Annotated in this window: 13 protein-coding genes and 1 riboswitch; of the genes, 3 read left to right on the top strand and 10 right to left on the bottom strand. The window is 64.5% G+C overall.

The window, feature by feature from the left end; translation table 11 throughout:
* Window positions 1–343: 343 nt before the first annotated feature.
* The 3 genes from FB389_RS09040 to FB389_RS09030 form a co-directional block, all read right to left on the bottom strand.
* Window positions 344–6,889: a glycoside hydrolase family 3 N-terminal domain-containing protein gene (locus FB389_RS09040; RefSeq protein ID WP_142112911.1), complete on the bottom strand. Its 6,546-nt coding sequence runs from the start codon at window positions 6,887–6,889 to the stop codon at window positions 344–346.
* Window positions 6,890–7,164: 275 nt separating this feature from the next.
* Window positions 7,165–8,193, bottom strand: a complete 1,029-nt coding sequence (locus tag FB389_RS09035) for a malate dehydrogenase (RefSeq protein ID WP_142112909.1) — start codon at window positions 8,191–8,193, stop codon at window positions 7,165–7,167.
* Window positions 8,194–8,238: 45 nt separating this feature from the next.
* Window positions 8,239–9,453, bottom strand: coding sequence for an NADP-dependent isocitrate dehydrogenase (locus FB389_RS09030; protein WP_142112907.1), 1,215 nt, complete (start codon window positions 9,451–9,453; stop codon window positions 8,239–8,241).
* A gap of 237 nt (window positions 9,454–9,690) precedes the next feature.
* Between FB389_RS09030 and FB389_RS09025 the strand changes: the two genes are divergently transcribed.
* Window positions 9,691–10,905 (top strand): aquaporin, encoded by a 1,215-nt coding sequence (locus FB389_RS09025; protein ID WP_142112905.1) that lies wholly within the window; start codon window positions 9,691–9,693, stop codon window positions 10,903–10,905.
* Between the two features lie 186 nt (window positions 10,906–11,091).
* On the opposite strand, the gene FB389_RS09020 is transcribed toward FB389_RS09025, so the two are convergent.
* The 7 genes from FB389_RS09020 to pcrA form a co-directional block, all read right to left on the bottom strand.
* Complete coding sequence (locus FB389_RS09020) at window positions 11,092–11,898, bottom strand: collagen-like domain-containing protein (RefSeq protein ID WP_142112903.1); 807 nt, start codon at window positions 11,896–11,898, stop codon at window positions 11,092–11,094.
* Window positions 11,899–11,968: 70 nt separating this feature from the next.
* Complete coding sequence (purH, locus tag FB389_RS09015; RefSeq protein WP_142112901.1) at window positions 11,969–13,609, bottom strand: bifunctional phosphoribosylaminoimidazolecarboxamide formyltransferase/IMP cyclohydrolase; 1,641 nt, start codon at window positions 13,607–13,609, stop codon at window positions 11,969–11,971.
* 70 nt (window positions 13,610–13,679) lie between these two features.
* Window positions 13,680–13,765: riboswitch (ZMP/ZTP riboswitch) on the bottom strand.
* Window positions 13,766–14,431 (bottom strand): phosphoribosylglycinamide formyltransferase, encoded by a 666-nt coding sequence (purN, locus tag FB389_RS09010; protein WP_281282036.1) that lies wholly within the window; start codon window positions 14,429–14,431, stop codon window positions 13,766–13,768.
* Window positions 14,432–14,441: 10 nt separating this feature from the next.
* A complete protein-coding gene (locus FB389_RS10610; RefSeq protein ID WP_211344984.1) occupies window positions 14,442–15,893 on the bottom strand; it encodes a cell division protein PerM in 1,452 nt (483 codons plus the stop codon).
* A 268-nt stretch (window positions 15,894–16,161) separates the two neighbouring features.
* Window positions 16,162–17,049, bottom strand: coding sequence for a succinate--CoA ligase subunit alpha (sucD, locus tag FB389_RS09005; protein ID WP_142112897.1), 888 nt, complete (start codon window positions 17,047–17,049; stop codon window positions 16,162–16,164).
* A gap of 27 nt (window positions 17,050–17,076) precedes the next feature.
* Window positions 17,077–18,255, bottom strand: a complete 1,179-nt coding sequence (sucC, locus tag FB389_RS09000) for an ADP-forming succinate--CoA ligase subunit beta (RefSeq protein WP_142112895.1) — start codon at window positions 18,253–18,255, stop codon at window positions 17,077–17,079.
* A gap of 293 nt (window positions 18,256–18,548) precedes the next feature.
* On the bottom strand, window positions 18,549–21,077 hold the full coding sequence (gene pcrA, locus FB389_RS08995; protein WP_246043602.1) for a DNA helicase PcrA: 2,529 nt from the start codon (window positions 21,075–21,077) through the stop codon (window positions 18,549–18,551).
* 459 nt (window positions 21,078–21,536) lie between these two features.
* Here pcrA and FB389_RS08990 point away from each other — a divergent pair, with 459 nt between their 5' ends.
* Together FB389_RS08990 and FB389_RS08985 are read left to right on the top strand one after the other, a co-directional pair.
* Complete coding sequence (locus FB389_RS08990; RefSeq protein WP_142112894.1) at window positions 21,537–23,348, top strand: nitrite/sulfite reductase; 1,812 nt, start codon at window positions 21,537–21,539, stop codon at window positions 23,346–23,348.
* Window positions 23,345–24,202, top strand: coding sequence for a phosphoadenylyl-sulfate reductase (locus FB389_RS08985; RefSeq protein ID WP_246043601.1), 858 nt, complete (start codon window positions 23,345–23,347; stop codon window positions 24,200–24,202). Before FB389_RS08990 ends, FB389_RS08985 begins: the two co-directional genes overlap by 4 nt.
* The last annotated feature ends 12 nt before the right edge of the window (window positions 24,203–24,214 follow it).

Raw genomic sequence — 24,214 nt, 5'->3', positions numbered from 1 at the left:
ATCAACGAGGCGCAGCCCACTCGACCAACGAGGCGCAGCCCACTCGACCAACGAGGCGCAGCCCACTCGATCAACGAAGCGCAGCGCACTCGATCAACGCGGAACCACACACGGCCCCGCCGGTCGAGTAGCCCGCCCAGCGGGCATATCGAGACCACCACCTCACATTGATCTCGATACACGCCTACGGCGCACTCGATCAACGAGGCGCAGCCCACTCGACCAACGAGGCGCAGCCCACTCGATCAACGAGGCGCAGCGCACTCGATCGACAAAGAACGGGAGCCGTGACCCCGCCCAAGGTCACGGCTCCCGCCTGAGATTCACCGGCTAGATGCCAGCGTCACCCGACTCGCACTGTCTTCGCTTTCTTGGCCGAAGAACTCGCGAGATACTTGGTGCCCTTAAAGCTCGAGCGCACCGTCAACTTCCCCGATCCTGGCCGCTTTATCGTGACCCGAATCTTGCCTTTATTCGCTTTGGTGAGTTTGATCGTCTTGGTCTTGCTTCCCACCTTGACCTTCACCTTGCCGGACGGCGCCTTGATGCCGCTCGCGCGGACCGTAACACGCACGGTCACCTTCTTCGCGCTGGCCTTGAGCACCTTGTGCTTCGTCGTTGTCTTAGCTTTCTTGGCTTTGACGGCCTTCGAAGTCACGACACCATCGATGTACCCGGTCTTGTGCAGGGTTATCGCCACACGCAGCTTGGCGCCGACGTCCTTTTTGCCAACCTTGTACGTGTTCTGAGTTGCCCCGGCGATCACCTTGCCATTACGGAACCACTGGTAGGTGAGCTTTTCCGCACTCGGGCGGGCCGTGCCCAACTTAGCCGTGACTGTGCGCCCGTATCGAACTGTTCCGGAAACGCTTGCCGGCCCATATTCGCTGAACGACTTCGCCTCCGCACCGGGGTTGTTGGTGTCGGGCTTCTGCACGGTGAAGTGCACCGTGTAGGTCGAAGTTGTCACGCCATCCTGCGCGCGAACCACGACGCTGGTCGATCCCGGAACCGCAGTGGCATCCGTGACCGTGACCACCGCGGCGGCATTCGATGCGACCGCCTCGACGACCGGAACCGAGCTACCGGCCGGTAGCTCAACGCTGTACCCGAAGGTGCTAGCCGCAAAGCCCTCAACCGATTTTCCATTCACGGTCAGATCCGACAGCGACGCATCATTCGATGGAGGCGTCACGGTGAAGTGCACCGTGTAGGTCGAAGTCGTCACGCCATCGGCGGCGATAACAACGACTGTGGCATCACCGGGGATCGCTGTGGGCTGCGTGACCAACGCTGAAGCACCCGCCGTCGCTGCCGTCGCCGCCACGGTGGGCAGCGAGCTTCCAAACGGCAGTTCGACGGTGTACTCCAACTTGCTTGCGGCGAAGTTCTCAACTGACGTCCCGTTGACCGTCAGGTCACTGAGCGAGGCATCCGCCGAGGCCACGGAATCGTTAGGATCCAGGTCGAAGCCCGCCAAGCTTGCCATCTCAACGACGCTGTCGGCAGGCTTGCCCGAAATCACGCCGACCTCGGCTCCCGCGAACTTTTCCGCATCATTGACGGTGTAGGTCGCGGCCGCAACATCGCGCGCAATCGACGCAACCTTGGAGGCCGCCGCCACATCGTCTGCCCCGGTGAGCATCGCCGCAAGCTTCTGGATTTCCACCAACCCGGTCGCAGCGTTGGCAAGGTTCCCGTTAGCATCCCACAACGCATCGTTCGCGAGCAGACCTTCGATCACGGCCTTCACTCCCGGCCGCACCGCGTCAGCAACCGATGCCAGTCGGTCCTTCGCCGAGTCGGTGTGCAGTCCCCACCCGAACGGGTAGAGCGGCGAGTAGTCCTCGTCACCGACGTTGATCGGCACTTGGTCGGCTGACGCGGGCCAAGTCACAGACAACGATCCGGTGAAGGGCTTCTTTCCGTAGATGACATCCGCGACGCCATCACCCTCAGATCCCGGCAGCCACGAAGCAACCAACGCGTCGATGCTTCCGAGTAGCGACTCGTCGATGATCTGCGGGCGACCCGACACGACCAGGACAACGACCTTGTCAACCTTTTGCGCAACATTCGCGATCGCAGTCTTGTCGAAGGCCGACAGTTCCAGCGAGGTCCCGCCTTGCGAGTTGCCAACGTCGCCGACGCCTTCGGCGTACGGCTTTTCGCCCACCACCACGACGCCCACGTCGTACGACTTGTCGGGAACCGCGTTCGTCGATGCGATGGTGACGTTGTCACCGCCGACGGCCTTGAGCGCCTGGCCTATCGTCGTTCCATCAGTCGTTTGGCCGGTTCCACCCTGCCAGCTGATGGTCCATCCGCCCATTTGGCGCCCCAGGTTGTCCGCAGTGGATCCGGCAACATACACGGTCTGCCCGGCGCTGAGCGGCAACGCAGCTCCGTCGTTCTTCAGCAGCACCTGCGACTCGGCAGCGGCCTCGCGGGCGACCGCGCGGTTCGCCTCCGAACCGACCTCATCGACATTGCCCTTCGTAGCGAACGGCTCTTCAAAGAGCCCCAGAGCAAACTTCTGCTCAAGGATGCGGCTCACGGCGTCGTCGATGCGGCTTGTCTCGATGGCGCCGCTCTGAACGCCTGCCTTGATCGCGTTGATGAACGTTTCGTAGTTGTAGGGTGCCATCACCATGTCCATGCCGGAGTTGACAGAGGCGACGGCGGCCTCGTCATAGGTCATGGAGCGGGTCTTCTGCTCTCCATCTTCGGTGTATGTCACCTTGGTGACCTTTGCGGCCTTGTCGACGCCCTCCCAGTCCGAGATCAAGAATCCCTTGAATCCCTTTTGGACCTTCAGAACATCCGTGTTCAGTTCCTTGTTCAGGTGCATCCGCACGGGGTCACCGTCGCCGATCTGCACCGCCGAATACGACGGCATGATCGAGCCCACCCCGGCGCTGATCGCGGGGTCGTACACCGAAGCATGCAGGTTCAAGAATGCCTCCAGCGTCGATGACTTGGTGATGCCCTGGTCCAACTTGTACCCGTCGGTTCCGGTGCCGTATTCGGTGCCGCCATCGCCGGCCCAGTGCTTGGCCGTCGCGAGTACCTTGTCCGAACCCGACAAATCCGTGGGATCCGTTCCTTGCAGTCCCTGCACGGCCTGTTTCGCGTAGATCTTCACGATCGACGGGTCTTCGCCGAAGGATTCGTAGCTGCGGCCCCACCGCTCGTCGCGCGTGACGGCGAGCGTCGGTGCGAAAGTCCATGGCACACCGGTGGCACGAACCTCCTTGGCGGTCACTCGCATGCCCGCCTCGATCAGTTGCGGGTTGCGGGTCGATCCCAGCCCGATGTTGTGCGGAAGGATCGTCGCGCCGACCACGTTGGAGTGGCCGTGCACGGCGTCGACTCCGTAGATCAATGGGATCTGCAATGAGGTCGACAGCGCCTGACGCTGGTACCCGTTGACCATGTCAACCCAGGCGTCGGCGGTGTTGCCCTCCGGAACCGAACCCCCACCCGACAGGACAGAGCCGAGCCTCAGACGCGAAATCGAGTCCGATTGCAACGCGAGCCGCTCGGCCTGCGCCATCTGTCCGACCTTATCCTCCAGGCTCATGTGAGTGAGCAGGTCCGCCGTACGTTCGGCATCCGACTTCGAGGAGTCTAGATAGGCCAATCCGTGGGCGTTGATTACAACCTTGCCGGCCCCGGCGGACTCGCCGATGCTGGGCGTAAGGTCGATCGCGAAGGACCGTGCCTCGGCTTCACCGGCAACCGCGATGGTTGCGACCTCGATGGTTGATGTGGAACCAGACTCGGCTCCCTCCGCGAAGGTCACAGTCCCCGACGTTTCCGTGTAGTCCGTGCCTGCCTTGGCAGATCCATCAGCCGTCGCAAAAGCAACATCGACACTCGATGCAAGCGGCAGCCCATCCACGGATGTCGCCTTGATGCTCACCTTAGCCTTGTCGCCATTGTCAACGAGCGCGATCCCCGGGTCGACGGAGACCGTGATGTCGTCAGCGCTCGAAGCCGCACCGTATGCCTGGATCGAATCGACTTTCCAGCCCGTGGCGCCGGTTCCGGCCGGGAAGGTCAGAGACCAGCCCCAACCACGCGACAAGATGGGCTTGGCGTCGGTTGGCGCGTTGGTCGGCTGGTAGTCCGCGCGTCGTTGCAGGCTCGAGAACGGGATCTCGACTAGCTTCCAACGACTGGTAGACGAACCCCAGTTGTCCTTGAAGGTGGTCTGGTACAGCGCAGCATCGGCTCCGCTTCCACCGCCCGTGCGTATCTCGAACTTGATGTCCGCGCCCGCCGTCGGCGATGCCGGGTTGCTTTCCTGGCTTGCATACCACCAGAAGCGAATCCCCTGGTACGACGACCAGTCCTGAGCGTCCGCGAAGTTTTCGGTCACCCCGCCCCAGCCGCCGGTCTCGACCTGGTACGTCCCCGCCAGCACCTTGTTGTCACCGGTGGCGGCGCCGGCCCTGTCGTCAGTGACAATGTCAAAGTCGGGCACGGCAGCGTCCGGGTTCGCCCATCCGTAAATGCCGACGGGCTCGGTCTCGGTCGTCAAGGTCACGTCGCCGTCGAACGTCTCGATGTCCCCGGCGCGTTCGCGCAGTTCCAGATCGTCGATGAGAACGGTTCCGCTGAACCCGCCCAGTCCGAACGAGAATCCCTGGACCTTCTTAGCGTCGAACCGATCGGCGCTGTTGTTCTTGTTGCGCAGGTCCTTGAACGCGATCTCGACGGCTTTCCAGTCGGTGCTGTCATCGACAAAGTCGGTTTCGAATGTCGTCGCATTCGTCTTTTCGCCCGACTTCAGCTGATAGGTCAGCGTCTTCCCTGAATCCGTCCCCTTGAACCAGAAGCGGAACGCGTCGTATTCCTTCCAGTTCCGCGCGGAAGCAAAGTCGTTTGAGACGCCTCCCCAGCTGTTTCCATTGGTCTTGGTCAGTTCCAGAACCTTGGTGCTGCTGGGTGTGCGGTCACCTGCCACCACGTCGATGGCAGGGGTGTTGCCGTCCTTCCCATCGCCGGAATCGCCCCAACTGTAAACGTTTTGCTCGCCGTTCTCGAAGTCATACAACGTCGTCCAGTCGCCGGCGGGCGCAAGTTCGATCGGGGCCTTGATGAGCGTCACCGTGGTCTCGTCGCTGCCCCCGATTGCAATATCGGTGCCAATCGCGGCAAGTTTGATCGTGAAGGTCCCGCCGTTTCCGCCCGCCATAGTCTTGACGTCGATGTCCACCCGCAACGTATTGGCTGGAACCGTGACGGTCTTGTCAATGGCGGTGTAGTCGGTGCCCGCGAGCGCCGTCCCATCTTGCGTCGTGAGCTTGAGCGTTGTCGGTGTCGCTAGCTTCTTGTTGAGCAGGATAGAGAGCGGAATCGTGGATCCGGCGTCATCTGCCAGCGCAGGACTGCTCAGGACGGCGATCGGGTCGCTGGGAATCCCCCACACCTCGAAGCTGTAGAACGAGTATCCGTAGAAGTGGGGTTGGGTTGGATCCCACCAGTTTTCGCGTTGCTTGGTCATCGTGATCTTGACCCACCGCCCCGATGTGCCCGCAGGGAACGCGTTTTCGTCAACGTCGCCATCGGAATCCGTCACGGTCACGACGGGTTCCGCGGTGGCCAGCGCCTCCTCGGTGTCCGCCACGGTCAGGGTGTAGTCGAGCGCGTAGGAGTATTCCCAATTGATTTTGGACGAGTCCAGCGAAGCGACCGTGCCCAGGTCGAGGGTGTAGGTTTCGGTCGCGTTTTGCTCCGTGTTGTTGCTCAGCTCACCGGTAGACCAGCGCGTGGACGGATCGCCATCGATTGCTCGCTCCTCACCGTTGCCCGACTCGGTTTTGCTGGCGACGGCGGTTCCGAACCGTGCCAAATCCACGGGCTCCTGCACAATCTGCGGCGCGACGTATTCGGTTCCCCAAACCTCGATTTCCTTGATCTCGTAGTTCCAGTACTTGTCGTCGTAGCCGCGGATCGAATCCAGTGAAACCTTGAAGTACTTTGCCGGGATTGACGAGGCCAGCGTCCCTGCGCTCGCAAGCGGATCCGCTTGGTCGTTGGCTTCGCTCACCTCGATCGGATCGCTCCAGTTCGTACCGTCCAACGACGTTGCTACGGAATACGAACGGGCATAGCCCCAGCCGAATAGCACGCGGTACGAATCCAGCGTTGCGGGTTTGGTGAATTCAAGGGTTATCTCGACGGGGTAGTCGGGATTCTCCACGGTCGGGTTGTTCACGGTCTTGAACTGCGTTGCCAGGTCGCCGTCAATGGCGTTGGCCAATTCTGAACCCTCATCCGTGTTTGCGTCGACCGTGGCGCTGATGCTCGCCCCGCGCGCGAAATTGGTCAGCGCGTCCTGCGGATCCAGGGTGCCGTTGATCTGGAATTCTTTGAACTCGTACCCATAGTCCTGGTTGGCCTTTTTCATGTCGATTTGCACGTAGCGGGCCTTAGTGCCTTCCGCGAAGGTCCCACTCTTGTCAACGGGTCCCGAGGCGTCAATCGAGAACGTGAGTGGCTCCGACCACGTGTCGCCATCAACGGAGGTCACGACGTCGTAGGTGTTGGCGTTCGACCAACCCCACTCGATCACGAAGTCCTCGAGCGCAGCCACGCCCTTGAGGTCGACGGTGTACTTGACCTCGGTGTTCGGGTCTATGCCCCCCGTCTTCCACAGGGTGCCGGAGTCGCCGTCGATCCCGTGGAATGCGGGGCTACCGGCCTCCGCCTTGGTGGCAGTGGCCGTCGCACCGAGGGACAGATTGGCTGGCGCCGCCTGCGCCGGGCTCGCTAGGCCCGCCAGGCCAAGCGCCGCGATCGCTAAGGCGGCGGCAGCCTTTCGCCATGACTTAGATACCCGCGGTCCCCGCCGGGGGGCTCCGCTGGAAGGACTTCTCATCGTGCACTCCTTTGTAGTCAACGGAGTTGCAACCCTGGCACGCACGCGCGTGGGGAGCGTCGTGCCGCGGGCGACAACCGATTGCGCTCACCGTGCGTGAATGGAGCAGCGAAGATTCGACGATGAGTCCCCACACGCTTGTGGCGATGCTCCTTTCCCCACGGCCCTCATTGGTCGTCAGTGTGGGAGACACGCAGATGATTCCGTCACGATACTCAAAGTGACAACGACGGACAACCGCACGCAGTCTCGATACGGCGTGCTGAGTCTAAGAACTAAACGTGATGCACGGGCAGCAGGCCAAGCTCGGCCACTGCCGCCCGCTCCGCGAGCAATTCGTCGGTAGAGATTGCAAGGCGGGAGCGGGCCTCGTCACTCATTTTGAGGTCCGGAACGATGTGCCAGGCGCCGCCGGAGGCCGTCACGGGGAATGAGCAAAACACCCCGGCGGGGGTACCGTATTCGCCCCGCGACATGACCGCGGCGCTGGTCCAATCCCCCGCCGGGGTGCCCTTGAACCAGTCGTGCACGTGGTCGATGATGGCGTTCGCCGCCGATGCCGCCGACGACGCGCCGCGGACCGCGATGATTTCGGCGCCGCGGTCAGCGACCTTCGGAATGAATTCGTCACGCAGCCACGCGCGGTCCAGCTGCGAACCCGCGAGGGGACTGCCCTTGACCGCCACGTTGCTCACGTCGGGAAACTGCGTATTCGAATGATTCCCCCAGATCGCCATACGCGTAATGTGACCCGTGTCGACCCCGAATCGGTGCGATAGCTGCGCAAGAGCCCGGTTGTGGTCCAATCGCGTCAGCGCCGTGAATCGATCGACCGGGATGTCCGGTGCGTGCGCGCTGGCGATCAGCGCGTTCGTGTTCGCGGGGTTACCGACGACCACGATGCGCACGTCGTCGCCCGCGTTGTCGTTGATCGCTCGGCCCTGCGGGCCGAATATCCCGGCGTTCGCCGCCAGCAGATCCTTGCGCTCCATCCCGGCCGTCCGCGGCCGGGCGCCCACCAGAACCGCCACGTCGGTGCCGTCGAAAGCCCGATCGGCCTCGTCGAACACGTCGACGGAAGCCAGCAGCGGAAACGCGCAGTCGTCCAGTTCCAAAGCTACCCCGTGCGCAGCGCGCACGCCCGCGGGAATTTCCAGTAGCCGCAGCCGCACCGGCGTGTGCGAGCCGAACATGGCGCCGGCCGCGGCGCGGAACAGAAGAGCGTAGCCGATCTGGCCGCCAGCCCCCGTCACCGTGACGGTCACAGGCTGGTTACGCTGCGTCGTTGCAGGTCGTTCAGTCACGCGATCTCCTGATCACTCGTAAATGCGCCGCGGCCGACCGCGAAATTATCCGAGCCGCTTCGCTAGCCCTTCATCAAGGGTAGCGAGGAATTCTTCCGTAGTGAGCCATTCCTGCCCCGGACCGACCAGCAGCGCCAGATCCTTGGTCATTTTGCCCGCTTCGACGGTCTTGATGACAACGTCTTCGAGCGTTTCGGCGAATTGCGTGACCTCGGGCGTGCCGTCCAGCTTGCCGCGGTGCTTGAGCCCACCGGTCCAAGCAAAGATCGAAGCGATCGGGTTTGTCGAGGTCGGCTTGCCCTGCTGGTGCTGGCGGTAGTGGCGGGTGACCGTGCCGTGCGCCGCCTCGGCCTCAACGGTCTTGCCATCAGGGGTCATCAAAACCGACGTCATCAGACCCAGCGAACCGAACCCTTGGGCGACAGTGTCGGATTGCACGTCGCCGTCGTAGTTCTTGCACGCCCAGACGTATCCGCCCTCCCACTTCATGGCGGACGCGACCATGTCGTCGATCAGGCGGTGCTCGTACGTGAGCCCCGCCGCCGCAAACTGGTCCTTGAATTCGTTCTCGAACACCTCGGCGAACAGGTCCTTGAAACGCCCGTCATAGGCCTTCAGGATCGTGTTCTTGGTGGAAAGGTACACCGGGTAGTTGCGTTGCAATCCGTACGCGAAGGACGCGCGGGCAAAGTCACGGATGGACTGGTCCAGGTTGTACTGCACCTGGGCGATGCCTGCGCCCGGGTAGTTGTACACGGTGTGTTGGATGGGTTCGGATCCGTCGGCCGGGGTGAACGTGACCGTGAGGGTGCCCTCGCCGGGCGTCAGGAAGTCCGTCGCACGATACTGGTCACCGAATGCGTGGCGCCCGATGATGATCGGTTTGGTCCACCCGGGCACCAGCCGCGGGATGTTGGAAATGATGATCGGCTCGCGGAAGACCACACCCCCCAGGATGTTCCGGATGGTCCCATTGGGCGACTTCCACATCTGCTTGAGGCCAAATTCCTCGACGCGGGCCTCGTCGGGCGTGATCGTTGCACACTTGACGCCCACGTTGTACTTCTTGATGGCATTCGCGGCGTCGATCGTGACCTGATCGTCGGTCGCATCGCGGTTCTCGATGGACAGGTCGTAGTACTTCAGGTCAATGTCCAAATAGGGGTGGATGAGCCGATCCTTGATGAACTGCCAGATGATGCGAGTCATCTCGTCCCCGTCGAGCTCAACTACGGGGTTTACGACCTTGATCTTGGACATTCCGAATACTCCTGGAGGTCTGGTGACGGTGTGAGTCAAGGCTACCGGATTGCTCGATATCAAGTTAATTTAGGGACGAGGCCCCCTTGCCCTCGCAAGCGGGCTTCCATTCGCGAGCAACTTAGCGATTCCATATCAATTTGACAGAGTTCGGTGGCACAATTCGTGCATGTGCGCGTTCTGCTCTTACCGCGGAGCGCACCGAATGTGCCCAGCAATCTATATGACAGGAAAACCATGACTGAACAGGCCGCCACGCCTACAGCCGATGCGCAAGAGATCCCCGCGCCGGACGTGGATACACGTGAACCCTTGGCCGAAGCGATCTTTATCGCGAGCGAGGAAACCGCCCCGGCGCCCGCATCGTCGGGGATCTTCGCACGGCTCGGTGCCGAATTCTTCGGCACATTCCTTCTCGTATTTGTCGGCGTGGGAGCCGCCCTATTCGGTGCCGTCCTCGGCATGGGCCAGCTCGGCGTCGCGCTGGCTTTCGGTATCGCACTGATGGCGGGCATTTCCGCGGTCGGCGGCGTATCGGGGGGCCACTTCAACCCGGCCGTCACGTTCGGTTTGACCATTGCGGGGCGCGCGTCGTGGAAGGATCTGCTCCCCTACTGGGGTTCGCAGGTGCTTGGTGGCGCGTTCGCAACCCTCGTCTTGTGGGCCGTGACGCCGAATAAGGTCAACGTCATCGACGGCATCTCCTCGACGTCCCGCGCCGAACTGTTCCGTGCGGCGTCGAACGGGTTCGGGACGCACTCGCCCGGCTTCGACTCATCCGCGGCGACGCAGGTCGCCGGCTACCTGAGCCAGGGTGCGACGACCGACCAGATCAAGGAGGCCGTCGAAGCCGGCCAGGTGACGCTCAACCCGTCCATGGACATTTCCTGGGCGAACGCACTCATCATCGAGGCCATTGCCACCGCGGTGTTTGTCGCCATCATCCTGGCAGTCACCGACAAGCGCGCCACGATCAAGTTCCAGCCCATCGTCATCGGGCTGACGCTGTCCGCGGTGATCGCGGTTGCGATGCCGCTGACCAACGCATCGATCAACCCGGCTCGATCGATCTCGTCCGTGCTGTTTGCGGGCGGTTGGACGTGGGGCCAATTGTGGGTGTTCGTGGTCGCGCCGCTGCTCGGTGGAGCCATCGCGGCGCTGTTCTACCGCGGGTTCGCTGCGCCTCGCCCCGAGATCGTCGTAATCGAAGAAGTTGCTTTCGACACCGAAGCGCCCGCTGACGAGGCCGACGCAGCCGACGTTGACGCAGCCGCGGACGCAGCGGATGAGGCCGACGCAGCCGACGTTGACGCAGCCGAAGGCATCGAGGTCGATGGCACCAACGCCGACGAAGCGGTCGCCAGCGAAGACATCGTTGAGGTGGTGGACCAGGAGCTGGCCGCCGAAGAGCAGGACTCCAGCAGCGAGGATGGCCCGGCGCCGAAGGCGTAACCGCCGCCGCATAGCACTGGGGTGGCGTCGAACCCGTTACGGGTTCGACGCCACCCTTCCTTGTACCGCGGCTCAGTTTGTGTGCCGGATGCACGCATAGTGGGCGTCGCGCGCCACCCGCCCCGCGCGCAACGCGGCGGGCCCGCCGCAGCGCACACCTACAGGCGGGCCCGCCGCAGCGCACACCTACAGTCTGGGGCCGGTTACCAGCACCGTCTCGATCATGATTGCGGCCACGACAAAGGACGAGACGTCGAAGGCCTTGCCTCTGTTGATGAGCGCGGGAATGCCGCGCGCCGGAACGAATGCGCGCAGCAGTGCCATCACAACCAATGCCCCCACCAACAGCTGCAATGCGACGTACACGTCGGCGATGGCGGCGACAGCGCACACTCCCGCAACCGCCAAACCCATGGCAAATTGGCCGCGCCCGGATCCGAGTGGGAAGGCCAGGGTCCCGGGCTTCGGGGGTTTGCGGTGGGTGTGCGACTCGGAATGCGGTTTGTCGCCGTTCGCGGGCGCGGCGGCGCCGGCGGGAGCGGTCAGCCCAGTGGAGCCGGCGGGAGCGGCGCTGGCGGGCTCGGTCAGCCCCGTGGAGCCGACGGGCTCGGTCAGCCCAGTGGAGCCGGCGGGCGCGGTCAGCCCCGTGGAGCCGACGGGCGCGGTCAGCCCCGTGGAGCCGGCAGGAGCAGAGGCGCCGGCGGGCTCGGTCAGTCCCGTGGAGCCGACGGGCTCGGTCAGCCCAGTGGAGCCGGCGGGCGCGGAGGGTTTCGAAGGCGCAGCTTCCGGCAGGCCGTCCCCCGCCCGCGCGGCTAGCGGCGGGTGGGCCGGATCGGCGTTCCCCCGGGCCGTGTCTGTCGGCGTGGAAATGACGGGGCCACGATCGGCACCCGGCACCAAAACAGGACGCATTGGCCACGGCTCCCCGCAGGCGCCGCCATCCAGATCAGCGCGCTGCCCACCGCCAGTTCGAGGCGCTGCCGAAAAATCCATACCGGGAAGCCTACCGTTCCGCTCTGAGCGGTTGCCCGGCGGCTGCGCCGCCGGGCAACCGCCCCAATCGTCAGTGCGCGAAGTGCCGTGCGCCAGTCAAGTACATGGAGATGCCGGCGTCCTTGGCAGCGGCGATCACCTCGTCGTCGCGGATGGAGCCCCCGGGCTGGACCACGGCCTTGACGCCCGCGTCGAGCAGCACCTGCAACCCGTCGGCAAACGGGAAGAATGCGTCCGATGCCGCGACGGATCCCGCCGCGCGATCGATCCCTTGCCCAAGTTCGCGCGCCCGCTCCACCGCCAGTTTGCACGAATCGACCCGGTTGACCTGCCCCATGCCGATCCCGACCGTGGCACTATCGGCCGCCAGCAATATGGCGTTCGACTTCACCGCCCGCACCGCATGCCATGCGAACACCAAGTCGGCCAGGGTCTTATCGTCCACCGCTTCGCCCGCGACCAGCTTCCAGTTGAGCGGGTTGTCCCCCGGAGCATCGACCCGGTCGGCGCGCTGCACCAAAATGCCGCCGGAAACGGGCCGGGTCTCCCACTGGGCGGGTGCTCCGGCAGGCATCCGCAGCAGCCGGATGTTCTTCTTGCCTTGCAGGATGTCCAGCGCCTCCGGCTCGAAATCGGGGGCGATGACAACCTCCGTGAAGATACCCGCGATCTGGCTCGCGGCGGTAGCGGTGACGGTCTGATTGGCCGCAATAACGCCGCCGTATGCGGAGACCGGGTCGCAGGCGTGCGCCCGCAAATGCGCTTCGGCAATGTCGCCACCGATCGCGATCCCGCAGGGGTTCGCGTGCTTGATGATCGCGATCGTGGGCTGCGCGCCGTGATCGTGCGCCGCCCGCCAGGCAGCATCGGCATCGACGTAGTTGTTGTAACTCATCGCCTTGCCGTGCAGCTGCTCGGCCCCCGCGATTCCCGCATCGCCGGCCACATCGGCATAAAGCGCCGCGGGCTGATGCGGGTTTTCCCCGTAGCGCAGCGACTGCTTGCGCACGTATGTCGCGCCCAGCCACGCCCCAAGCCCTGTGCGAACAGGACCATCATCGGTATCGACAACATCGCTCGGGGCCACAACCTGCCCCATCCACGTTGCCACGGCAACGTCGTAGTTTGCCGTGTGCACGAACGCCGCGGCCGCTAGTTGCTTGCGCTGGGCGTAGGTGAACCCGCCGCGGACAATCGCGCCGCGCACGTCCTCGTACTGCGCCGGATCGGTAATCACCGCGACGCTCGGGTGGTTCTTAGCGGCTGCGCGGACCATGCTGGGCCCGCCGATGTCGATTTGTTCGACGCATTCGTCCGCGGAGGCGCCGCTGGCAACGGTTTGCGTGAACGGGTACAGGTTCACGACAACCAAGTCGAACGGCTCCACGCCCAGATCGGCGAGCTGCGCAATGTGGTCCGATTTGCGGGTGTCCGCCAGGATTCCGGCGTGGATTCGCGGGTGCAGTGTCTTGACGCGGCCCTCCAGGCACTCGGGAAACTCGGTGACGTCCTCGACTGGGATGACCGGTACCCCGGCCGCGGCAATGGTCTTTGCCGTCGATCCGGTGGAAACGATTTCGACCCCCGCGTCAGCCAACGCCTTCGCTAATTCGACCAATCCGGTCTTGTCGTAGACCGAAATCAATGCGCGCCGCAGCGGCCGCAGCGCGTCGTCAGATAGTTGGATATCGGGGGCAGAGGGGTGAGCCATTACTCTCCTAATTCTGGGTTCGCGTGCCAAAGGTAGTCGGCACATGTCGCACACGCCGCATCCGGCGCGCCCCGGGCACCCAGGCGGACCATGCCCTGCGGGGATTGTGCGCGCTCCCCGGTGGTTACCCCACCTACGCCAGTCGCGCGCAAGCCCTCATTCTATCGTGTCGCCGCGAAACGGTGGGAGGTGGACTCGTCCCTGAATCACTTCGAAACCCCGCGCCAGACGCGGCATCCACCCGACCAGCAGTTCCCGCTCGGCCTCCTTGATGCGCTCGTGCAAGGTGGATTGATCGTCTCCGTCCAGCACGGGCACGGGAACCTGCGCGATGATGGGACCGGTGTCAACCCCGGAATCGACGACGTGCAAGGTGCATCCCGTGACCTTAACGCCGTACGTCATCGCGTCGCGGACCGCGTGCGCACCCGGAAAGGACGGCAGCAAGGCGGGATGGGTGTTGACGGTCCGCCCCCCAAACTGCGCCAGGAACGGCGCCCCCAGGATTCGCATGAAACCGGCGCTGAGGACGATATCGGGCGCGAATCCCTGCACCGTGCGTGCCAATGCGACGTTCCAGGCATCGCGCGATTCGAATTCTGCCGGCGACACAACGGCCGTCGCGATCCCATGCTGCTTTGCAAGGACGAGCGCCCCCGCCCCCGCAACATCGCTGATCACCGCGACTATCCTCGCACCATAGGCGGGTCGGGTCTGCGCTCGCAACACTGCCGCCATGGTGGATCCGGCGCCGGAGGCCAACACAACGATCCTCCCCCCGGGCGTTACGTCGTGGCGCGGAAATTCTGGTTGATTACTCACGCGTGTGACCTTACCGTTTCTTCGGATCGAGCGATGCCAAACCGGTTGCCCGCGCGCTCGCGCGCCACAGCGCCGCGAGCTGCGCCCGCGGCCAAGGATGCATGCACACCAGCGCTGCCGCCATTCCGACCCCGATGCGCCACGAAAGGCCGCCAATCACCGCGCCCCCATGCGCGCCGGTCGTGGCCAGGATGCCGGGCCCGATACTGCCGGTGGCCAGGCCTTGCATGATCGATGTCGCGAAGGCCAGGGTGACGATGCAGGTGCCCACGGCGACGGCGAGGTCTCGAATGCTAACCCCGGCCGGCGGGTCATCCGTTGCCGGTCCGCGTCTGAGCGTCTTCCACACGGAGATACCGGCGACGGCGCCAACGACGATGAGCGTTGCCGGTACCCACGTTGCCCACGCTCCCGTCATTCCGCCGGTGGGCAGCGCCGATACGAGCGGAACCGCGGGAAGCGGATCGAGCACGGCGTGCCCCGGGGAAAACGCACTGCCGGCGCCGACCTGGAATGCGGCGCCGCTCACCCACGCCATCGCCCAGACGATGAACGTGGGCGCAAAGCCCGTCTGCGCCACACCCAAGACCAGGCCACCCAACGTGTCCGGGGCCAGCGAAGCCAAGATGTCGACCGCGGAGCCGCGGCCCGCGAACGCCCACATTGTCACCATGCAGGCACCGACCAATGCCCACAGGGCGACCGCTATTCCGGCCGCCCGCATGCCCGCCGCCACACCTCGCTGTTCTTTCACCTGCGCCGGGACCTTGCTCCACCACGCACGCAACGTCGCGCGCATGGTTTCGGAGTCCCTGCCCGTGGTCATCCCGAACAGGGTCCCCGTCGCCGCCGCAACGGCGGTGACGGGGAGCACGCGGGCCAGGCTTGAACCGATTGCGAGGGCGGCAATGGCGACGATGAGGACGTAGAAAGCGGTGGCCGCGACCCAACTCTGCCAACGCTTGTGGGCCGACCTGCGTGCCGATAGCGCGCATGTTCCCGCAATGAGCGCCGTCAGGCCAAGCGGCATGAGGGAAATGGATGCGTCCCCCACGCTCACCTGACCGCCGTGTGCCAGCAGCCACAGCGCGCTCCCGACGCGAACCGCCGCCGACCACGAGCTTTGGGTGGTGACCTGGGTGGCGGCGGTGACGAATGCGGCAACGGCGGGTACGACGACGATCGCCCACGACCAGGCGGCACCCTGCACCGCGATAATCAATCCCGCCAGCCATGCGGGCATCGGGGGACGTTCCGCTTGCGGTGCATCGATCGTCGCCGACCCGCTGCGCCGCTTGGACGGGCCGCGCGAGGCAGGGCGCGAAGCGGGGGGCGCCTCACGCGAGGCGGGGGACGCCTGGCGGCCGGCGGGCGGCCCCAAACGCGGGACGATGGGCGCCGGGCTCGATTCGTCGGCGGTCGAACGCGATGTGTCGGCCGCCGGGCGCAGTGCGGGGCCCACGCTCGAACCTTCCGAGCGGCGGGTCGTGGTCGGGCGCTGGGTGCGGGTGGGCGAGGGTGAGACCGGCCGCGATGTTTGGGCCCGTTGGATCCTCGGAGCGTTCGGTCGTTGCGCCATAGCCACCATGGTGCCGTTACTGCGCGCGTTAGGCGCGCAGGCGTGGCCGGTACCACGCTAATCGGGCAAGGGACCCGGGCGATGCGCGGGCCCCTTGCCCGGTAGGGCCCCGGTTGTGTCACCGGGTCAGGCGGGCGATGCGGCGCAAGGGCTATGCAAGCACGTCGCGCAGCAATTGGGCGGTTTCGGAAGGCGTCTTACCGACCTTGACGCCGGCGGCCTCCAGGGCCTCCTTCTTCGCCTGCGCAGTGCCGGAGGATCCGGACACGATCGCCCCGGCGTGCCCCATGGTCTTGCCCTCGGGGGCGGTGAACCCGGCGACGTAGCCAACGACCGGCTTGGTGACGTGGGCCTTGATGAATTCGGCCGCACGCTCTTCGGCGTCGCCGCCAATCTCGCCGATCATGACGATCGCTTCCGTTTGCGGGTCGGCCTCGAATGCCGCAAGGGCGTCAATGTGCGTGGTGCCGATTACGGGGTCCCCGCCGATGCCGATTGCGGTGGAAAACCCAAGGTCGCGAAGCTCGAACATCATCTGGTAGGTGAGCGTGCCCGATTTCGAAACCAGGCCAACCTTGCCCGGGCCCGTAATGTCGGCGGGGGTGATCCCGACATTAGACTTTCCCGGGCTGATGATGCCGGGGCAGTTGGGCCCGATGAGACGCACGCCCTTTTCCTTCGCCAGCGTGTAGAACTCGGCGGAGTCCTTGACGGGGATGCCCTCGGTGATGATCACGATCAGCGGAACGCCCGCCTCGATCGCTTCCACCACAGCGCCCTTCGCGAATGCCGGCGGCACAAAGATCACGGATACGTCAGCGCCCGTGGCGCTGACCGCGTCGGGCACCGTGCCGAAGACCGGAATTTCGATGTCTTGATCCCCGAGCGTGAATTCGACGGATGTGCCCGCCTTGCGCGGGTTGACGCCGCCGACAATCTGCGTGCCGGCCGTGAGCATGCGGGTGGTGTGCTTCTGCCCCTCGGCGCCCGTCATTCCCTGCACGATTACCTTGGAGTTTTCATCGATGAAAATTGCCATGAGTGTGTTCCTTGAGGTCTGGTGCCGTCAGGCGCGGTTTGCTAGTTGCGCGGCCAGTTCAGCTCCACCGTCCATGGTGTCTGCAAGAGTGACCAGTGGGTGTGCCGCTCCTTGAAGGATCCTGCGGCCCTCGACGACGTTGTTTCCGTCGAGGCGGACAACGAGGGGCTTGGTGGCCTGATCGCCCAGGATCTCGAGCGCCTTGACGATGCCGTTCGCAACCTCGTCGCACGCGGTGATTCCGCCGAACACGTTGACGAATACTGACTGGACCTGACTATCGCCCAAGATGACGTCTAGGCCTGCCGCCATGACCGCGGCGGACGCGCCACCGCCAATGTCGAGGAAGTTGGCCGGCTTGACCCCACCTTGGCGCTCGCCAGCGTAGGCGACAACATCCAGGGTGGACATGACCAGCCCGGCACCGTTCCCGATGATTCCGACCTGGCCGTCTAGCTTGACGTAGTTGAGGTCGTATTCCTTGGCCTTCGCCTCGAGCGGGTCGGCCGCTTCTTTGTCGACAAGGCTCGCGTGTTCGGGGTGCCGGAACTCCGCGTTGTCGTCCAGCGTCACTTTTCCGTCCAGCGCAACGATGCGCCCGTCGCCGGTCTTGACAAGCGGGTTGACCTCCACCAGGGTCGCATCCTCCGCGGCGTAAACGTCCCACAGCTTGCGGATGACGTCTGCCACTTGACCGCTGATCTCGGGCGCGAATCCGGCCGCCACGACGATCTCGTTAGCCTTTGCCTCATCGATCCCGACCAAGGGGTTGACCTCGACCTTGGCCAGGGCCTCGGGCCGTTCAACGGCGAGCTGCTCAATTTCCATGCCGCCCTCGACGCTGGCCATGGCCAGGTAGGAGCGGTTGGCCCTGTCGAGCAGCACCGAGAAGTAAAACTCCTGGTCGATATCGGCGCCGGCCGCGATCATGACGCGGTGCACGGTGTGCCCCTTGATGTCCATCCCCAGGATTTCGCCGGCCTTCTCTTCGGCCTCGGCGCCGCTGCGTGCCAGCTTCACCCCGCCGGCCTTACCGCGGCCCCCGGTCTTGACTTGCGCCTTGACCACGACAACGGATGATCCATCCGCTAGCAGCTTTTCGGCCGCCGCGCGCGCCTCGGCAGGCGTTGTTGCCACGATCCCGTCCAGCACGGGGACGCCGTGCTTTTCGAAGACATCGCGGGCCTGATACTCGAATAGGTCCACCCTCGCTGGTCCTTCCCTCGAAGAAAGTGTCTCGACATCAAGACATTGGTCCCAATGTAGTCCGTTTTTGCCGTCTGCGTGACCATCACAACGGACTCGGGATCACCCGCGTGCGTGCCGTCGCTTGCGTGAGTGCCGGGAGCGGCGCCCCTTGCGGGCGTCCCGCAGGCGCGTCGGCTTTCTCTGTAGCCGCCGGCATCGAAACCCGCGACACAAACCGCGCCCGTATCGGTGAGTCCCGCGCATGCGTGCACGCCCGCGTTGGTTCACTGACCGGGGGCAGGACAGGTTGCCTACAGCTTGGTAATCGGCGCCATCCGAAGCAACAGGCGTTTGGGGTCGCCCGTCCCGAAATCCACGCGCGCGACGGCGTTGCGGCCGCTGCCTTCCAGCCCCACGACGGTTCCCAGGCCAAACTTGTCGTGGGTGATTTTGTCGCCGACCCGCAGGGATATTGAGGGCGTTTCGATGCGATCCACGCTCATCGACGAGGCCCGCCCTTCCGCCTCCCCGCTGCGCGCAAAGGTGCTCTTGGCGTTGCCGGAACCAATGGCTGGGGCAAAATCATCGTCGCTCTGGGTCCTTCGGGACCCGTAAGAGCCCCACCCGGTCTGCCGTATCGACATGGTGGGAGATTCGCGCCGGCGCCACTCTATGAGGTCGGTTGGTATCTCATCGAAGAACCGGCTGGCGGGAAACTCGGAGGGTTGCCCCCACGCGGAGCGCATGCCGGCGCGCGTGAGGTAGAGCCGCCGGCGCGCGCGCGTGATGCCGACGTAGGCGAGGCGACGTTCCTCCGCAAGCTCGGTGTCGTCACCCATGGATCGAGAGTGTGGGAACGTGCCATCCTCCATGCCGGTCAGGAATACGACCGGGAATTCCAGCCCCTTCGCGGTATGCAAAGTCATGAGCGTGACCATGCCCTGATCGCCCGGGATCTGATCGGCGTCGGCGACCAGCGATATCCTCTCCAGGAAGTCGACCAGGTCCGCGTCTGGGTAGTCGGTGACGAATTCGACTGCAACCGAGTGGAATTCGGCCAGGTTTTCGACCCGCGTGTAGTCCTGCGGGTTGTCGCTGGCGCGCAGTTCCGCCAGGTACCCAGACTTATCGAGGATCCTCTCGACAAGCTCGTCTACTCCGTGCCCGGCCCCGAACGCGGCGGCGTCATCTAGGAACTCGACAAAGGCACCTGCGGGCTTGATTGTCCGGGAGGTCATTCCGGGAATTTCGCCGACGCGCCGCAGTGCGGTGCCGAAGCTAATGGACTCGCGGGCGGCGAACTGCGCGATGACGGCCTCGGACCGGTCGCCGATCCCCCGCTTGGGAACATTCAATATCCGGCGCAACGAGATGTCGTCGTCTGGGTTTGCGATGACCCGCAGGTAAGCGACTACGTCTTTTATTTCCTTGCGGTCGTAGAAGCGGGTTCCGCCAACGACTCGGTACGGCAGTCCGACCTTGATGAACTGGTCTTCAAGGGCCCGCGACTGCGCGTTGGCACGGTAAAACACTGCGATGTCGGAATAGCGGAATGTCCCGCTGTCGGCGAGCTCGTCTATCTCATCCGCGACGAATCGCGCCTCCCCGTATTCGTCCTCCGCCACGTCCGCAATGATCTTGTCGCCCTGGCCGGAATCGGTCCACAGTTTCTTTGGCCGCCGGGCGCTATTGCGGGCGATCACCGCGTTGGCTGCCGACAGAATCGTCTGCGTGGAACGGTAGTTTTGCTCCAACAAGATGGTGTGCGCGGCCGGATAATCCTGCTCGAATTCCTCAATGTTGCGAATAGTGGCGCCGCGGAATGCATAGATCGACTGGTCCGAGTCCCCGACGACCGTCAGTTCCCCGGGCGGGACGTCCGGGTTGTCGCCCGTGCCCACTAGCTCGCGAATCAGGACGTACTGGGCGTGGTTGGTGTCCTGATATTCGTCGACGAGAATGTGCCTAAACCTGCGCCTGTAGTGCTCGGCAACGATGGGGTTGCGTTGCAGCAGCTGAACGGTGAGGCCGATGATGTCATCGAAGTCGACGGCGTTGGCTCCCCGCAGGCGAGCCTGGTACCGCTCGTAAACCTGCGCTAGCGTGCGGTCGAAGTCCGCCGTACCCGCCCCGCCCGCAGCCTCCGTGAACTGCTTCGGCGGCACCAGATCGTTCTTCAGGTCCGATATTTTGCGCGCCAGGACCTTGGCGGGGAACTTCTTGACGTCCAGATCCAGATCGCGCGCGATGAGCGTCAGGAGCCGCTGCGAGTCGGCGGAATCGTAGATCGAGAACGTCGATTTCAGCCCGACGTGATCGTGTTCGGCGCGCAGGATGCGTACGCACGCGGAGTGAAACGTGGCAACCCACATGCGCCGGGCCTCGGGCCCGACCAAGTCGGCAACGCGTTCACGCATTTCTGCGGCGGCCTTGTTCGTGAAGGTGATGGCGAGGATCTGCCCGGGCCGCGCTCTGCCGGTGGCGAGCAGGTAGGCGATCCGGTGAGTGAGGACCCTAGTTTTACCGGAACCCGCACCCGCGATAATCAGAAGTGCCGGTCCTGCGTATTCGACGGCCTCGCGTTGCTGCGGATTGAGCCCGCGCAGAAGGCCGGCCGCCCTTTGCTCTGCCTCGCGTGCCCGCTGCGCTTCCCACTGGGCATCCTGCGCGGCGTAGGGATCGCCCAAAGCGTCGTAGTCGTGGGCAGGTCCTTCGTCGTATTCTGGCGCCGGTTCTTGCTGATCTACGGGCATCGCCAACGACGGCAGCACGGAGGTGCCCGCCGATTCGGCGCGCGAACGCGCAAGCTTGGAAGTGAGTGAGTCGAACAATGAAGCCATGATGGTCTAAGCCTAGTGGCACCCCGTCGATCGAGTAGTCCGCGCAGCTTTCGGTCACGCGCCCCCTGCGCAAACCACCGCACTCGAACCAAAACCCCGCACTCGACGTTCCCGCGCACCCCCGCACGCGCCGACCGCGCCCCTTTCAGTAAAGACCCCTGCTCAAACCACCGCACTCGAACCAAAACCCCGCACTCGACGCCCCCGCGCACCCTCGCGCGCGCCGACCGCGCACCTTTCAGTCGGCGCCGACCAAGAATGGCTACCTCCACCGGTCGAGTAGCCCCCTCCCTAGTTCTGCTGAGCCCGCCACCAAGCCGCGGTCCCAGTTTCGGACACCCGACAGTGCCGCGCTGTCCATCATGTGAACCCCTGTGGTCACGGCAATACCGGCCAACGTAACGTCTTTCAGACAAAATCCCCCGGTCATACGCCCCCCTGCACATCCGAAGGATCCCCATGACTGCTCCCCAAACTCCGGCGCCGAGCGGCTCTGACCCGAAAGGCTCTGAACCGACAAGCTCTAGCCCGACTGCCTCGCAAGCAGCCACGCAGCCCCCTGCCTCGGCCGCCGCCGCGAAGCGCCCGGGGCGCCCGGCCCGGGCCGCACGCCCCAACGGGCAGTGGAAAGTGGACGGGAAAACGCCCCTGAACGCAAACGAGGAACTCAAGCAGATCGACGACCCCCTCAACGTCCGCGAGCGCATCGAACGGATCTACGCCAAGGAGGGATTCGATTCGATCCCGAAGGATGACCTGCACGGTCGCTTTCGCTGGTGGGGCCTTTACACGCAGCGCAAGCCGGGAATCGACGGCGGGCGCACCGCGCAACTCGAAACCGAGGAAATCGAGGACTCCTATTTCATGCTTCGGGTGCGCTCCGACGGCGGTGCACTCAACGTCGCGCAACTGCGCACTCTCGCGCAAATCTCGCAGGACTTTTGCCGCAATACCGCGGACATCACCGACCGCCACAACATCCAATTCCACTGGGTCGAGGTCGAATCGATGCCCCAGATCTGGGAGCGGCTGGCAGCCGTTGGACTACAAACCACGGAGGCGTGCGGCGACGTCCCGCGCGTGATCCTGGGTTCTCCCGTCGCTGGCATTGCCAAGGACGAGATCATCGACCCGACCGACATCATCGCCGAAATCGTGCGGCGCTACATCGGGGACCCTTCCTTTTCCAACCTTCCGCGCAAGTATAAGACCGCGATCACCGGGCACCCCAGCTTCGACGTCGTTCCGGAAATCAACGACTTTTCGCTGGTGCCGGTCGTGCATCCCGAGCTCGGTGTCGGATTCGATCTTTGGGTCGGGGGCGGCCTGTCGACCAGCGCGCACCTGGCGCAGCGCCTCGGCACCTTCCTTGAGCCGCGCCTGGTCCCCGAGGTGTGGGTCGCCATCACGTCGATCTTTCGCGACTACGGTTACCGGCGCCTGCGCAATCGAGCCCGGCTCAAGTACCTCATGGCCGACTGGGGCCCGCAGAAATTCCGGCAGATTCTGCAGGACGAATACTTGGGCTACGAACTTCCCGATGGGCCAGCACCGGCCCAGCCGACCCGCTCCGCGGACCACGTCGGGGTGCACGAACAAAAGGACGGAAAATTCTATATAGGCGCGGCTCCCTACGTGGGGCGCACCAGTGGCACCGCGTTGGCCGGGGTCGCGGACCTGGCCGAGTCGGTTGGTTCCGACCGCATTCGCCTCACGCCGTATCAGAAGCTCCTTCTCCTGGACGTGCCGCCCGGTGACGTTGACCGGGCCGTGGGTACCCTGCGCGAGTTAGGATTCGAGGCCGAACCGGGCAATTTCCGCCGTTCGACGATGGCGTGCACGGGCATCGAGTATTGCAAGCTGGCGATCGTGGAAACCAAGGCGAACGCGACGCGCGCCATCCAGCACCTTGACCAGGCCCTGGCCGACGTCACGCAGGAACACAAGCTGTTGCCGCTGACTTTGAACGTCAACGGGTGCCCGAATTCGTGCGCCCGGATCCAGACCGCGGACATCGGGCTCAAGGGGCAGCTCATCATGAACGACGAGGGCGAGCAGGTTCCCGGCTATCAGGTTCACCTTGGCGGCGGGCTCATTTCGGAGCAGCGGGCCGAGGCCGGTTTCGGTCGCACCGTGCGCGGCCTCAAGGTCCCCGCGGACGGCGTCGGCGAATACGTGGAAAAGCTCACGCGCTCCTACGTCGAAAACCGCGACGGGAACGAACCGTTCGCGCAGTGGGCGCTGCGCGCCGACGAGGAACTGCTGCGTTGAGCACCCTAGGCGAAGCTAATGCCTTCACGGGGGTGTTTGCTGCTGGGGGCGGGGCGCTCGTCGCCCAACAGCGTTTGGCGCGGCAGGCCGAATGGCGGCGGGAAGCGGAGCGGAGGGAACGCGAGCGCACACCCCGGCGCACCGAGGCGGAACTGCAACGGATAGCCGCACAGGGGCGCGACCTACTGCACGGTTCGCAGATCGGCGCTCAGGACGAGGCAGATGCCGCCCGCGTCCTTGCGTGGGTGATCGATACGTTTGGTGACCGCATCGCCGTGGCCAGTTCCATGGCCGATACCGTCCTGGTGCACCTGGTTTCGTCATACAAACCGTGGGTCGATGTCCTGTTCGGCGACACCGGGTACCACTTCGAAACGACCTTGGCGACGCGCGATCGGGTGGCCGCCGACATGCGCGTCAACGTCGTGTCGGTACGGCCGCGCGCCAGCGTCGCCGAGCAGGACCTGGCGCACGGCAAGGATCTGTTCGCTAGCGATCCCACCAAGTGCTGCCACCTGCGCAAGGTGGTGCCGATGCGCGACCAACTGGCCGACTACGAGGTGTGGCTCACCGGGGTGCGACGCGCCGACGCCCCGTCGCGCGCCCAGGCGCCGATTGTCGTGTGGGATCAGGCGAATAAGCTGGTGAAGGTCAACCCGATCGCCGCGTGGAGCGACGAACAGACGGAACGCTACATCGCGGAAAACGCAGTCATCGTCAACCCGCTGCTGTCACAGGGCTACCCGTCGATCGGCTGCGCCCCGTGCACGTCGATGGTGGAGCCCGGCGCGGACCCACGCTCGGGCAGGTGGGCGGGACAGACAAAGACCGAGTGCGGGTTGCACGTCATCTAGCGTCGAAGCTGT

Source organism: Rarobacter incanus, from assembly GCF_006715765.1.
GTDB classification, from domain to species: Bacteria; Actinomycetota; Actinomycetes; order Actinomycetales; family Cellulomonadaceae; genus Rarobacter; species Rarobacter incanus.
This window is presented reverse-complemented; position numbering and strand designations above follow the sequence as displayed.

Coding starts and splice junctions, on each gene's coding strand:
- FB389_RS09040 (WP_142112911.1), bottom strand. CDS start 6,889: ATGAGAAGTCCTTCCAGCGGAGCCCCCCGGCGGGGACCGCGGGTATCT.
- FB389_RS09030 (WP_142112907.1), bottom strand. CDS start 9,453: ATGTCCAAGATCAAGGTCGTAAACCCCGTAGTTGAGCTCGACGGGGAC.
- FB389_RS09025 (WP_142112905.1), top strand. CDS start 9,691: ATGACTGAACAGGCCGCCACGCCTACAGCCGATGCGCAAGAGATCCCC.
- FB389_RS09020 (WP_142112903.1), bottom strand. CDS start 11,898: ATGGATTTTTCGGCAGCGCCTCGAACTGGCGGTGGGCAGCGCGCTGAT.
- purH (WP_142112901.1), bottom strand. CDS start 13,609: ATGGCTCACCCCTCTGCCCCCGATATCCAACTATCTGACGACGCGCTG.
- sucD (WP_142112897.1), bottom strand. CDS start 17,049: ATGGCAATTTTCATCGATGAAAACTCCAAGGTAATCGTGCAGGGAATG.
- pcrA (WP_246043602.1), bottom strand. CDS start 21,077: ATGGCTTCATTGTTCGACTCACTCACTTCCAAGCTTGCGCGTTCGCGC.
- FB389_RS08990 (WP_142112894.1), top strand. CDS start 21,537: ATGACTGCTCCCCAAACTCCGGCGCCGAGCGGCTCTGACCCGAAAGGC.